This is a genomic window from Burkholderiales bacterium (genome assembly GCA_035560005.1).
GTDB lineage: Bacteria > Pseudomonadota > Gammaproteobacteria > Burkholderiales > Eutrophovitaceae > DASRFY01.
Map to the genome: position 1 here is coordinate 66,656 of DATMAN010000029.1, position 12,755 is coordinate 79,410.

Annotated in this window: 13 protein-coding genes and 1 pseudogene; 6 read left to right on the forward strand and 8 right to left on the reverse strand. The window is 66.6% G+C overall.

The annotated features are described in order from the left end of the window. Positions 1 to 34: 34 nt before the first annotated feature. The 5 genes from VNM24_03635 to VNM24_03655 all read right to left on the reverse strand — a co-directional run bounded on the left by VNM24_03635 (position 35) and on the right by VNM24_03655 (position 5,498). Positions 35 to 1,816: an FAD-dependent oxidoreductase gene (locus VNM24_03635; GenBank protein ID HWQ37691.1), complete on the reverse strand. Its 1,782-nt coding sequence runs from the start codon at positions 1,814 to 1,816 to the stop codon at positions 35 to 37. A 62-nt stretch (positions 1,817 to 1,878) separates the two neighbouring features. After that, on the reverse strand, positions 1,879 to 3,555 hold the full coding sequence (locus VNM24_03640) for a formate--tetrahydrofolate ligase (GenBank protein HWQ37692.1): 1,677 nt from the start codon (positions 3,553 to 3,555) through the stop codon (positions 1,879 to 1,881). Positions 3,556 to 3,633: 78 nt separating this feature from the next. Beyond that, positions 3,634 to 4,128 (reverse strand): cupin domain-containing protein, encoded by a 495-nt coding sequence (locus VNM24_03645; protein HWQ37693.1) that lies wholly within the window; start codon positions 4,126 to 4,128, stop codon positions 3,634 to 3,636. An 88-nt stretch (positions 4,129 to 4,216) separates the two neighbouring features. Then, positions 4,217 to 5,047: a methyltransferase gene (locus VNM24_03650; protein HWQ37694.1), complete on the reverse strand. Its 831-nt coding sequence runs from the start codon at positions 5,045 to 5,047 to the stop codon at positions 4,217 to 4,219. Positions 5,048 to 5,078: 31 nt separating this feature from the next. Next, the gene (locus VNM24_03655) at positions 5,079 to 5,498 is read right to left on the reverse strand and encodes a hypothetical protein (protein HWQ37695.1); all 420 of its coding nucleotides are present in this window, start codon (positions 5,496 to 5,498) and stop codon (positions 5,079 to 5,081) included. 345 nt (positions 5,499 to 5,843) lie between these two features. On the opposite strand from VNM24_03655, the gene VNM24_03660 reads away from it, so the two are divergent. Genes VNM24_03660 through VNM24_03685 form a run of 6 tightly spaced genes read left to right on the forward strand, consistent with a single transcriptional unit; the run spans position 5,844 to position 10,794 of the window. Next, on the forward strand, positions 5,844 to 7,043 hold the full coding sequence (locus VNM24_03660) for an amine dehydrogenase large subunit (protein HWQ37696.1): 1,200 nt from the start codon (positions 5,844 to 5,846) through the stop codon (positions 7,041 to 7,043). A gap of 13 nt (positions 7,044 to 7,056) precedes the next feature. Continuing rightward, a complete protein-coding gene (locus VNM24_03665; protein ID HWQ37697.1) occupies positions 7,057 to 7,629 on the forward strand; it encodes a MauE/DoxX family redox-associated membrane protein in 573 nt (190 codons plus the stop codon). After that, positions 7,626 to 8,258 (forward strand): methylamine dehydrogenase accessory protein MauD, encoded by a 633-nt coding sequence (gene mauD / locus VNM24_03670; GenBank protein ID HWQ37698.1) that lies wholly within the window; start codon positions 7,626 to 7,628, stop codon positions 8,256 to 8,258. Before VNM24_03665 ends, mauD begins: the two co-directional genes overlap by 4 nt. A gap of 52 nt (positions 8,259 to 8,310) precedes the next feature. Continuing rightward, positions 8,311 to 8,865: a methylamine dehydrogenase (amicyanin) small subunit gene (gene mauA, locus VNM24_03675; GenBank protein HWQ37699.1), complete on the forward strand. Its 555-nt coding sequence runs from the start codon at positions 8,311 to 8,313 to the stop codon at positions 8,863 to 8,865. Between the two features lie 31 nt (positions 8,866 to 8,896). After that, entirely contained in the window at positions 8,897 to 9,394 is a 498-nt protein-coding gene (locus tag VNM24_03680) for a cytochrome c (protein ID HWQ37700.1), read from the forward strand. Continuing rightward, positions 9,391 to 10,794 carry a multicopper oxidase family protein gene (locus VNM24_03685; protein ID HWQ37701.1) on the forward strand — a complete coding sequence of 468 codons (1,404 nt, stop codon included), beginning with the start codon at positions 9,391 to 9,393 and terminating at the stop codon, positions 10,792 to 10,794. The genes VNM24_03680 and VNM24_03685 overlap by 4 nt, the downstream gene beginning before the upstream one ends. 89 nt (positions 10,795 to 10,883) lie before the next feature. Here VNM24_03685 and ureG read toward each other — a convergent pair whose 3' ends face one another. The 3 genes and pseudogenes from ureG to ureE all read right to left on the reverse strand — a co-directional run bounded on the left by ureG (position 10,884) and on the right by ureE (position 12,665). Next, entirely contained in the window at positions 10,884 to 11,531 is a 648-nt protein-coding gene (gene ureG, locus VNM24_03690) for an urease accessory protein UreG (GenBank protein ID HWQ37702.1), read from the reverse strand. Continuing rightward, positions 11,528 to 12,223, reverse strand: a complete 696-nt coding sequence (locus VNM24_03695) for an urease accessory UreF family protein (protein HWQ37703.1) — start codon at positions 12,221 to 12,223, stop codon at positions 11,528 to 11,530. Before VNM24_03695 ends, ureG begins: the two co-directional genes overlap by 4 nt. Positions 12,224 to 12,245: 22 nt before the next feature. Continuing rightward, positions 12,246 to 12,665 (reverse strand): annotated as a pseudogene (gene ureE, locus VNM24_03700) (urease accessory protein UreE). Between the last annotated feature and the right edge of the window lie 90 nt (positions 12,666 to 12,755).

Consider the following 12,755-nt stretch of genomic DNA (forward strand, 5'->3'; position numbering starts at 1 on the left):
CCTGGAACAAGCGCCTTTCGACGATCAGGAGCGCTCACGACGGGCGCAAGCTCACTTTCTGGATGGTGATCGCCCCCACCGGACACACCGCTTCGCAGCGCCCGCAGCGGATGCACTGGCTCTGGTCGATCCACAGGCGGTTGTAATAGAGAGAATCGGTTCGACCGGCCTCGACCCGCCGATAGCCCGTAATGCGCCCGTCCTCGTCGCGCAACAGGTCGGCCACCTCGACGATGCAGCCATCCACCGGCTTGACCTTCAGGCACTCATCGCACAACACGCACTTGGCGTCGATGATTTCGAACTTGTAGTGGCACAGATAGCAGCGCGAGGCTTCGCGCCGCGCTGTCTGCTCGTCGAAACCCGTTTCGACCTCGGCCTGCTCGCGACGCTGCTCGACCGGCAATACCGGCATGGGGTGCAGCGGAATGACGTTCATGTCCGGCGTGCGTCCGGTATCCCGCCCACCGGGACCCTTGGACTGGAAGGCCGGTCCGATGAGGGCTGCCGATCGAGGCCGACTCGTGCCCGACAGATACGCATCGACCTTGCGCGCGCACTGCTTGGCGTGGCCGATCGCCTGGATCAGGGTGGTGGCGCCCAAGGCGAAATCGCCGGCCACGAACACCTGCGGGTGCGCGCTCTCGTGCGCGGTCCCGCTGCTCAGCCAACCGTCCGCGGCCACCAGCCGGGACTTCAACCCAGGGTCGATCCAGCGCGTATCGGGAAACTGCCCGGTCGCCAGGATCACGCTGTCGGCGTTCGCCGCGAATTCGCTGCCCGGCACTTCCAGCGGCAGGCGCCGTCCGTCGGTTCCGGCCTGGCCCGGACGGGTTCGAACGAACATTACCCCTTCGACCGCTTGCGCACCGAAGAAGCCCAAGGGCGAGCACCGGGTTTCCAGCCTGCCGCCCTCGTCCAGCAACGCCTCGATCTCGCCCGGAAGGACCACCATGTCGTCGCGCCCGCGCCGGTAATACACACCCACTTGCGCGCCCAGGCGCAGCGCGGTGCGCGCGCAGTCCATCGCCGTGTAGCCTCCACCGATCACCACCGTCCTTCTGCCGATCGATCGACGGCCAGACTCGTTGACTTCGAGCAGAAAACTCAAGCCGTGCTCGATGCCCGGGTGCTGCGCGCCCGGCAACGCCAACGTGTTCGGGCGTAGCGTTCCCGCCGCGAGGACCACGGCATCGTGCTGGGCGACGAGCTGTTCCAGCGTGACGCTGCGCCCCACCTCGATCCCGCATCGGATCGTCACGCCGAGCGCGGTGATCTGCCGGATTTCGCGCTCGATCACCGCGCGCGGCAGGCGAAAAGCAGGAATGCCCTGGTTGAGCATGCCACCCGGGGAGCGGTGCTTCTCCAGCACCGTGATCTCGTGTCCGTCCAGCGCCAGCTCGCGCGCCACGGTCAGGCCGGCGACCCCCGCACCGACCACCGCGACCCGCCGACCGGTGCGCCGGCATCGCGGCGGGAGCACCACGGTCGTCTGGCTGGAGAAATCCGCCGCCGAGCGCTTGGAGAAGCAGATCGCCACCGGTTCGCCGTTGCCTTCCCAGCCGTGCCGGCACGCCGCTTCGCAGGGGCGCGAACAGACTCTTCCCAGGACGGCGGGAAACACGTTGTCGCGCAGGTTGATCTCGTAGGCTTCGGCGAAGCGTCCGTGGTAGATCGCCTCGAGGTAGCCGGGGATATCGGTGCCCGCCGGGCACGCAGACTGGCAGGGAATGTTTCTTTCCAGCCAGTACAGATCCTGCGCGGCAGTGGATTCGCCTTGCGCGACGGAAAGAGCGGTGAGCTGCTTGAATTTCATGAAGGCGGAGGCTGAGCGGCGCGCTGCGAGACTGCGCACGCGCGGCTCGGGACCGGGGACTCCTAGAACAGGCCGGCGACCTGCCCGTTCTCCCCGATATCGATCCTGACCGCCCCGGGCACCTTCGGCAGTCCCGGCATGGTCATGATATCGCCGCAGATCGCCACCACGAACTCGGCGCCGGCCGCCAGGCGCACCTCGCGCACGGTGAGTGTATGTCCGCTGGGCGCGCCGCGCAGCGCCGGATCGGTCGAAAAGGAGAACTGCGTCTTGGCGATGCACACCGGGAGCCGCCCGTAGCCTTCCTTCTCCAGCTCTTCGAGGCGCGCTCTGGCCTTCGCGTCAAAGGAAACCGCTCCAGCGCCATAGATCTTTCCGGCCACCGCCCCGATTTTTTCGGCGAGGCGTGCCTCGTCTGCATAGACGAACTTCAGGTCGGCCTTGCCCGACTCCGCGAGTTCAACCACCTTGCGCGCCAGCGCTTCGGCACCCGCGGCGCCCTGCGCCCAGTGGCGGGCCACGACCGCAGGCACTCCGAGCGCCGCGCATTTCTTCTGCAGCAGCGCAAGCTCCGCCTCGGTGTCGTGCGCGAAGTGATTGATCGAAACCACACAGGGCAGGCCGTACACCTCGCGCACGTTGCGCACGTGGCGTTCGAGATTGACGAAACCCTTTTCCAGCGCCTCGAGGTCTTCCCGACCGAGCGCCTTCAGTTGCGCCCCGCCGTGGTACTTGAGCGCGCGCACGGTAGCGACGAGCACGCAGGCGTCCGGCCTGAAGCCGGCCTTGCGGCACTTGATGTCGATGAACTTTTCGGCGCCGAGGTCCGCGCCGAAGCCTGCTTCGGTCACCGCGTATTGGCCCAGCTTGAGCGCGGCACGGGTGGCGATCACCGAATTGCAGCCGTGCGCGATGTTGGCGAACGGCCCGCCGTGAATGATCACGGGATTGTTCTCCAGTGTCTGCACCAGATTGGGCTTGATCGCGTCCTTGAGCAGCACCGCCATGGCCCCGTGCGCGCCCAGGTCTGCGGCGCGCACCGGTTTGCGCTCGCGCGTATAGCCCACGACGATGCGTCCCAGCCGATCCTTCAGATCGCCGACCGATTCCGCCAGGCACAGAATGGCCATGACCTCGGAGGCGGCGACGATGTCGAAGCCGTCTTCGCGCGGCACGCCGTTCGCCGCGCCGCCGAGCCCGACGACGATCTGGCGCAAGGCGCGGTCGTTCATGTCCACCACGCGCCGCCAGGTGATCCGCCGCGGGTCGATGCCCAGTTCGTTGCCGTGATGAAGATGATTGTCGAGCATCGCCGCGAGCAGGTTGTGGGCGAGCGCGACCGCGCTGAAGTCACCGGTGAAGTGCAGGTTGATATCTTCCATCGGCACGACCTGCGCACGCCCGCCGCCCGCGGCTCCACCCTTGAGCCCGAACACCGGTCCCAGGCTGGGCTCGCGCAGGCACACGAGCGCCTTCTTGCCGATGCGGTTGAGCGCGTCTCCCAGACCCACGGTCGTGGTGGTCTTGCCTTCTCCCGCCGGCGTGGGGCTGATCGCGCTCACCAGGACGAGCTTGCCGTCCGGACGGTCTTTGAGACTGTGCAGGTAGTCCAGCGAGATCTTGGCCTTGTAGTAGCCATAGGGTTCGAGGTCGTCCTCGGAGATGTCCAGGCGCACCTTGGCGAGGGTACTGATGCGCTGCAATGGCGCAGCCTGCGCGATTTCGATGTCGGAGGGCACGGTTGCCTTGTCCTTGCACAAGACAAAGGCGGCAGAACGCAGCCAGTCCTGCCGCCTCTGGAAAGATCGTCGTCCGATTCAGCGCGATCGGCCGGTACGGCCCAGTTCCGGTCGGATGAACGTGGTGCCGCTCGGACCCACGCCCGCCAGTTGAAGGACGACTTCCTCGTCCTTTGCACCGTCGAAATGCGCCGCGCCCGCCGGGTGCAGCATCCAACCGCCGGCACGGATCGGCTCCGTAGCCTCGGGCTCGAAGTCTTCCCCGGTACCGGTCCACCAGGTGCCTTTGAGCACCGTGGCCAGCCGATCCTCGGGGTGGAAGTGCGGCATGCTCATCACGCCGGGCTGGAACCGGACCCGGATCACGTAAACGCCCGGCTTCGATGGATCGCCATACACCGTCATCCGATCGATGCCCGGAATGCCGGGATACTCCTCCCATTGCTCTTCGCCGAGCTGCAGGCGGACGAAACCCTTTTCATCGGCTTTCAGCTCGGCCTGCGTCATCGCGCACGGGACCGCCAGCAGCGCGGAGCCCACGGCGAAGGAAACCACTATGTTCGAGTGTTTCATGCCTGACCTTCCCTTCCAGTCGCGCGGACGCAAAGTCTAGCAGCGACTGCGTTTCGGTCCCACCGTCATCCCGGCTTGCGCTCCGGAGCTACTGCTTGACGAACTTCAGCGTCATCCGGTCGGACTCGCCGATGGCCAGGTACTTCGGCCGGTCCGCATCCGACACGTTGCGCAGCGTCGGTGGCAAGGTCCACACCCCGCCGGGATGGTCCTTCGTGTCGCGTGGATTGGCGTTGATCTCGCTCTTGTTGACCAGCTTGAAACCGGCCTTGCGTGCCGTTTCGATCACATAGTCCTCGGTCATGTAGCCCGAGTCGATCTGCTGCTGGAAAGGCGTGCCCGGCTTGGCCCGGTGCTCCACTACGCCCAGGATGCCGCCCGGTTTCAGCGCGTCGTGGAATGCCTTGAACATCGCGTCCACGTTTCCGGCCTTCGCCCAGTTGTGCACGTTACGGAAAGTCAGCACCATATCGGCGCTGCCCGGCGGGGCAACCTGCATCGAGTCAGGCGACAACACCGAAAGCCGCACCTTGCCGTACAGGTCGGGATTGCCAGCCAGCATCGAGCGGTAGCTCCTGTCCATGTTGCGCAGGAACTCCGAGGACTGGTCGCTCACGGCAAAGACCGCCGCGTAGTACGTACCACCGTCCTTGAGCACCGGCGCGAGGATCTCGGTATACCACCCCATGCCCGGAGTGATCTCCACCACGGTCATGTCCGGCTTCAACCCAAAGAACATCAGCGTCTCTTTCGGATGGCGATACTTGTCGCGCGCCTTGTTCCTGTCCGACCGGTGGGCCCCGGTCATCGCCTGGTCGATCAGCGTTTCGGTGTCCTGGGCGCCGAACGCGGGCAGCGCCAGCGCCACAGCCAGCCCGAAGCTCCAGGCACCGATCCATTTCTTCCATTGCTTGTTCACGCTTTTTTCCTCCGTAGGGAATGTTCGTCGCTCAGCGCTTGCGCTGCAGACGATGATCGAGATCCTGTCGATGCACCTTCAGTTGCAGCTCGAGGGCGTCACGCGCCCGCCGCAGTTGCATGGCGCGCACGCCGGCGCGCTCCGCCTCCTGTGCGAAGTGCCGCGCCCGGACTTGGGCACCCAGCACTGCGCGCCAATGTCCGTCCCTGAACGCGGCCGAAGCCTGGGCCCGCGCCGCTTCAAGCGCTCGCGGCTCCAGGCGCGCCGCAGGCAACAGCGCCCGCTCCGGCGCGTCTTCCTGCAATTGGCGCAGCAGCCGCGCGCGCTCGATCTGCTGCTCGAGGTCCGAACCGGCCCCCGCCGCCTCGATCGCAGCAGCCCCCACGAGCGCGCACACGAGCCAGCGCGTGAAGGCGCGCCAGTGTAACCGGCGGCTTTTGCGGCCGTCCATTCGCCGCGACGCTCGCCCTGACCGGCGCAGGTCAATCACACCGTTGCCGCTGGCGCTTGGAGGAATCGAGCAAGACAACGTTCTATCCGATAGTTACTTGATCGTCTTCGAGAGTCTTATGAGGTTCGACCGCCACCTTCGCTTTTACCTGTGACCGCAAAACGGCGCTTGCGATCGGTCGGCCCGCCACCGCAGCCCGCAGGGGGCGATCCGCGGCAGAAGCCTCACAAGCGCATGGTCGCTGCGTTGCTACCGATCTTCCGCATCGGCTCAGCCCGTGACAGAATTCGCTCGTCATCGCGCCGCGGGCCGAGACAAGGGCCGCGTCCACTTTCGGGAGGAGACATGAACCACAGCCGAATTGCTGTTCCGCTCATCGGCCTCTTGCTGGCGGCTCTGGTCAGCGTTCCAGCCACGGGCCAGGATCCGCGCGGAGGCACCGAATCGATCCACGAAGAAGCCAAGGATTTCATGGGCGAGCAGCACGATATCGTGCGGCTGCCTCCAGCGGATCCACACCGCCTTTACGTGGTCGAGCCCATCTTCCCGGTATTCAGCCGGTCCAAGACCTGGGTGGTGGACGGCGACAAGATGCGGATCATCGGCATGTTCAACGGCGGCGCGGCCTCGAACCTGGTCATCGCTCCCGACCACAGCAAGCTCTACTGGCTGGAAACCTACTGGAGCCGCGGCGACCGCGGAGAGCGAACCGACGTCCTCACTGCGATCGACGCCCAGACCCTGGCTCCGGAAAACGAAGCGATCCTCGAGAACGGCCGTTTCCTGGTGGTCATCAAGCGCTTCGACGCCGATATTTCTCCGGATGGCCGGTACGTCTATTCGTACAACATGGCGCCCTCCACCGCGATCAGCGTGGTCGATACCACCGACATGAGCTACAAGGGCGAACTCGAGATTCCGGGCTGTGCGCTGGTGTTTCCGTCCGCGCCCCGCCGCTTTTCCTCTCTGTGCGCCGACGGCACGCTGTTGACGGTCAAGTTCGACGAGAACATGAGCCCGGACAGCGAACGCAGCGCGCGCTTCTTCGACGCCGAGAAGGACCCGGTGTTCGAACACCCTGCCTTCGACAAGATCCACAACAAGCTCCACTTTTTGACTTACGAAGGCAACGTCATCACGGTGGATCTCACGCCGGACCAGCCGGCGTTCGAGAAACCCTGGAGCCTGCTCAGCGCCGCCGACCGCAAAGCGCGATGGCGTCCCGGCGGCTGGATGCCGATCAGCTACAACGCCCATACCAATCGGCTCTACGTGCTGATGCACCGCGGGCTGAAGTGGACGCACAAGCAGGCCGGCGAGGAAGTGTGGGTCTACAACATGAACACCCGGAAGCGGGTGCAACGCATCCGGCTCGGCGCCGACCATGCGCACGCGCTCAAGATCACCAACGACGAGAACCCGATCCTGTTCACGCTGACCGAAACGGCGAAGCTCGTCTCCTGGAATCCGCGCACCGGCAAGGAACGCGGCAGGATCGAAGGCATCGGCTTGTCGCCCTATGTCCTCATGGCCGACGGCGATTGAAGGTTCGCGGACCATGACGCTCGATCCCGCGTTTCATGCCCTCGCCGTCTGTCTGACCGCGCTGGTGTTCGTGCACGCTGGCGTGTCCAAGCTGCTGGCGCGCGAAGAATTCCAGGGCGTCGTGGCGAACTACCATCTGCTCCCGGCGGCTCTGATCGCCCCGTTCGCCGTGCTGCTTCCGATCGCGGAGCTGGGCGCCGGCCTCGGGGTGCTCGCGGTGGCCACGCGGTCCTCCGCTGCCTTGCTCGCCGCAGGGCTGCTGCTGTTGTTGGCCGCTGCGATGGGCATCAACCTCGCGCGCGGGCGGCGCGAAATCGACTGCGGCTGTTTCAAGTCGGCGTTCAAACAGACCATCAGCGGCTGGCTGATCGCGCGCAACCTGCTGCTCGCCGGGGTGGCTCTCGCTTTGCTGCTGCCGCCGAGCGGACGCGCGCCCGGCGTGCTCGACTACGTAACCGCGGTGGCAGGCGGGGTGATGCTGTTTCTGGGCTACTACGCGGCCGGCGTCCTCACCCGCAGGCCGGTCGCGCGCGATGACGCCGCCCTGGCTCGGGCGGCGTCGAAAACCCGGTGGAAAGCGCCATGAGCTACGAGGCGCTGCTCGTCTCCAACGTCGTTCTGTGGATCGTCGTGCTGGGCATGGGCCTCATGATCTTCGGGCTGGTGCGCCAGATCGGGATCCTGCACGAGCGCGTGGCCCCGATGGGAGCCCTGATGACCGACCGCGGCCCGGAGGTCGGAGAGATGGCTCCGCGCATTTCGGTCAAGGACATCCACGGCGAGCTGATCGACTTCGGCGTCCCGCTGGCGAGCGGCAGGCTGCGGCTGCTGCTGTTCGTTTCGCCCACGTGCCCGGTGTGCAAGAAGCTGCTGCCGATCGCGAAGTCGTTCGCGGCCGGAGAGCGGCTGGAGGTCGTCTTGGTGGGCGACGGCGACCTCACCGAGCAGCAACGGATGATCGATGATCACGGCTTGCGGGACATTGCATACGTCAACTCGCCGCAGGTGGGCATGGCCTTCCAGGTCGGCAAGCTGCCCTACGCCGTGCTGATCGACGAGGAAGGCGTGATCCGCGCCAAAGGGCTGGTCAACAGCCGCGAGCATCTGGAAAGCCTGGTCATCGCGAAGGAGACCGGTTACGGTTCGATCCAGGCTTACCTGAAGGCAAAAGGCTACGTGCGCAACGACGACCAGTCCGTCATCGAGAGCACCTGAGGCCCGCGCATCGGCTAGACTGCTATCAGAGTCGTTCGGAGGGAAAGGGAAAATGGCATCCAACCGCAACTTCTTCTCGTTTGTCGACGGTACCTTCGAGCGCTTGGCTCGCAAGTCCGCCCAGCATGTCTCGCGGCGCAGCTTCCTCGCCGCGCTCGGCGGCGCACTGGTCGGCGCCGGCGCGCTCCCGCTGCTCCCGGTAAGCCGCCGGGCGCACGCGGCCGAGGCGCACGGCGACTACAAGACCTTCGCCCAGAAGGCGCAAACCAAGGATTCGACGGCCTGCAACTACTGGCGTTACTGCTCCGCGGACGGATACCTGTGCAGCTGCTGCGGTGGTGGTCCGGCCACCTGCCCGCCCGGCTCCTCGCCCTCGCCCACCGGCTGGATCGGGAGTTGCCTCAACCCGGATGACGGAAAGACCTACCTCATCGCCTATCGCGACTGCTGCGGCAAGGATGCCTGCGGGCAGTGCCCCTGCTTGGGTACCGAAGGCGAAATGCCGGTCTACCGGCCGCAACTGAACAACGACATCGTCTGGTGCTTCGGTGCGAGCAGCATGGTCTATCACTGCTCGAGCGCGGCGATCGTCGGCCTCGCGCAGTAGCGCGGCCGTAATCGCAAGCGCCGCCGGCGGTATGGCGGCGGCCTTCTTGCTTGCGCTGGGCGCACGCGCCGAGCGCGTGGTGCCGGCCGATGCGGTTGCACGCCAAGCCGGTGTGAAGGTCATCTCCATCGTCGACTCGGTGCAGGACTATTCGCGCAACTGCCAGGGTTGCCACGGACACACCGGTGTATCGGTTTCGGAAGTGCCGGATCTGAAGGATCGCGTCGGCTATTTCGTTCATACGCCCGAAGGCCGCCGCTTTCTGGTCCAGGTTCCGGGCGTGGCGCTCTCCATGCTCGACGATCGCAGGCTCGCCGACCTGCTCAACTGGATGCTGCGTGCCTACAGCGCGGCGCAACTGCCCGAGGATTTCGAGCCCTACACCGAACGGGAGGTGGCAACCTTGCGCAAGGCGCCGCTCGCCAAGGTGCTGCCGGTTCGCGAGCAGGTGATCCGCGGCCTGGTGCGCTCCGGCGTGATCGACGCGCCGGAGCGGCTGGCGTTCAAGTCGCTGGGCGCAACGCGGTGATCGACGCACGGCGTCGCCGGTTGCTGCAGGCGACCCTCGCCTTTGCGCTGGCCGGGCGCGCGCACGCTGCCTGCCGGCCATCGAAGCCTGTTGCCGACGAGCCTCTGCGCCGGCTGCCGGAACTTGCGCTCGACCGCAGCGTTTCCTGGGGTGCACGGGGTGTACTGCGCGCGGCGCCTCTGGACCTCGCCGTGGCCGGGCAGCCGGCGCGGCTCCTGACCTACGGCGAGACTTACCCCGGGCGACTGATACGCGCGCGCGCCGGAGAGACGTTCGCCTTGCGTTTCGAAAACCGGCTCGACATTCCCAGCAACCTCCATTTCCATGGCGTGGCGGTCTCTCCCTCGGGCAATGCCGACAACGTCTGGGTGGTCACGCCGCCGGGCGCCGATTTCGATTACGAGCTGCCGATCCTCGAAGAGGAAGCCGGCCTGTTCTGGATTCATCCGCACGTGCACGGCAATACCGCCAGGCCGCTGTTCGCCGGCCTGGCGGCGCCGCTCGTGGTGGAAAACGCGATCGACCGCGAAAGCGAGCTGGTCCAGGCTGAAGAGCACGTTCTCGTGCTCAAGGATTTGACGGTCGAGAACTGCGCGGCGGCGCCTCATCGCCCGACCGACTGGATCCTGGGCAAGGAAGGCGAGATGCTGCTTGTCAACGGTCAGATCCGGCCGCGGCTGCACGCCCGGCGCTCGCTGCTGCGGTTGCGGCTGGTCAACGCCTCCAACGCGCGCTTCTGGAAACTCGCCCTCGACAGCGGCGAGCCGCTCCATCTGATCGCGCTCGACGGTCGGTTTCTGGAATCCCGCGTGGAAATCGACGAGCTGCTGCTGGTTCCGGCCGGGCGCGCCGAAGTGCTGATCGATCTGTCCCACGGTGGCACGCGCAGGCTCATCTACAAACCTTCGCCCCGGCGCGGACTGAACGAAACCCCGGTGCAGCCCGTCCTCACACTGCTGCCGCCGGATGCACGGCAGCCGGTCGCCCTGCCCCAGCGGCTGGCCACGCTGCCGCGGTTCGACGAAACGGCGGTCGAGGCGCAAAGGCCGGTCCAGCTCGCCGCCCTGATGATCAACCACCGTGCCTTCCACCATCGCCACCAGGGCATGCAGGTGACACCCACCTTCGAGGTGAAGGCGGGCGCGCGCGAGATCTGGATCGTGCGCAACGACGACGTGATGGACCATCCCTTCCACCTGCACACCTGGCACTTCGACGTGCTGTCGGTCAACGGCAAGGCGCCGCCGTTCGCGCAGCATCGCGACACGATCGGCCTGCGTCCCGGGGACGTGGCGCGTCTGGGAATCCACTTCGACCGCTACACGGGCCGCACCATGTTTCACTGCCACATCGCCGAGCACGCCGATCAAGGCATGATGGCCGTGGTCGAAGTGAAATAGCCGAGCTCGGCGCGCAAGGACAGGAGCCGGCCACGCCAGTTCTTCGGCCCGGTGTCGCGGTAATCGGGCGGCATATCGCTTCTCTTGCTTCAGGACGCCGCCCCGGCCTGGAGCAGTCCCTGCGTCTCGATGAAACGCACGATCGCGTCGAGCCCGTGGCCGGTCTTCAGATTGCTGGAGACGAACGGCCGCTCGCCGCGCATGCGTTTGGCGTCGCGTTCCATGACTTCTAGCGACGCGCCGACGTGCGGCGCGAGGTCCGATTTGTTGATGACGAGCAGATCGGAGCGCGTGATGCCCGGCCCGCCCTTGCGCGGAATCTTCTCCCCGCCCGCGACGTCGATCACGTAGATCGTCAGATCAGAGAGTTCCGGGCTGAAGGTCGCCGCGAGGTTGTCGCCACCCGACTCGATGAAGACGATGTCCGCATTCGGAAACTTCGCGAGCATCCGATCGACCGCTTCGAGATTGATCGAAGCGTCTTCGCGGATCGCGGTGTGCGGGCAGCCGCCGGTCTCCACGCCGAGGATGCGCTCGGGCGGGAGCGCCCCCGCTTCCGCCAACAGGCGTTGATCTTCCTTGGTGTAGATGTCGTTCGTGACCACGACGATGTCGTAGCGGTCGCGCATCGCCTTGCACAGCTTCTCGACGAGCGTGGTCTTGCCCGAGCCGACCGGCCCGCCGACGCCGACGCGCAGCGGCGGGTTGCGTTTGCTGCGTTGCGCTGGAGCGCTCATGAGCGAAAGAGTCGCGTGTATTGCGTTTCGTGCCGCGCGCTCCGGATCGCGAGGCGCGGCGAAAAGGTTTCGAGGTCGTCGTCTTTGATCGCGCGCGCGCGGCGCGCTTGCTCGACCGCGGTGCCACGCAGCGCATGGACGATGCGCTGGACCGCGCTTTGGCCGAGCGGCACGGCTTTGCCGGCGGCGGTCGCTTGGTTTTCGAGCCATGCGAACGCATAACCGATGAGCGCCATCGTCTTCGGAATGCCCTGAGCCCAGGCGAGGAACGCCATCGCGGTCGGCAGCGCGATCGGCCGCATCGCGCGCAGCACTTCTCGACAGGCCTCGGGACCGAGCGCGAGTTCGCGCGCGAGCTGCGCCGCCGCCCAGCCCATCTGCTCGGTTTCGGCGAGGAACTCGGCGGTCTCGCGGCTGGCTCGAAACCATGCGTCGCGCTGTGCGACCGCGTCGCTCGCGCCGTGCGACCACGCCCCGTATTGCAGGCCGAACACGGGAAGCTCGCAGCGGCCGAAGCCATGCGCGAGACCGTCTGCGATCCAGCGGCGCGCCGTCGCTTCGTCGCTGACGTCTTTCGCTTCGACTGCCGCTTCCAGCCCTTGCGAATAGCTGAACGCGCCGAGCGGGAGCGCCGGCGACGCGAGATGCAGCAGCGCAACGAGCGCGTGCTCGGCCAGAGGCTCAGTGTTCATGGGCGTGCGAACGGCCGTGTGCGTAGGCGCCACTTTCCGGCTCGAACGGCGCGTGCGCCGGTTCTACGGCGACGCCGAGGCCGCGCAGCATGGCTTCGAGCACGTGATCGTGCGCGAGCTTGAGCACGCCGTCGCCGACCTCGACCGCGACATGCCGATTGCCCAAGTGATAGGCGGCGCGCGCCAGCGCGCGGCGGTCGGAGGCGCGCACGACGAGCACGTGCTCGGGCGCCGCCTCGACGACGACGCGCGTGCCGTCGTCGGCCTCGAGGACCTCGCCGTGCCGCAGCACCGTGCCGCGCGGAAGAAAGAGCTGCGCTTCCCGCCCGTCGGACAGGCGCGCCGCTTGTCGGCTCACGCAACGGCGCTCGAAAGGCAGCACCAGGCGCGGCGCGCCCGGCGGCGCTTCGGTACCGTGCGGCAGCACACGCCCGACGCGCATCGTCAGAACAGGAAGTAGCGCTGCGCGAGCGGCAGCTCGCGCGCCGGCTCGCAGGTAAGAAGCTGCCCGTCGGCACGGACTTCGTACGTC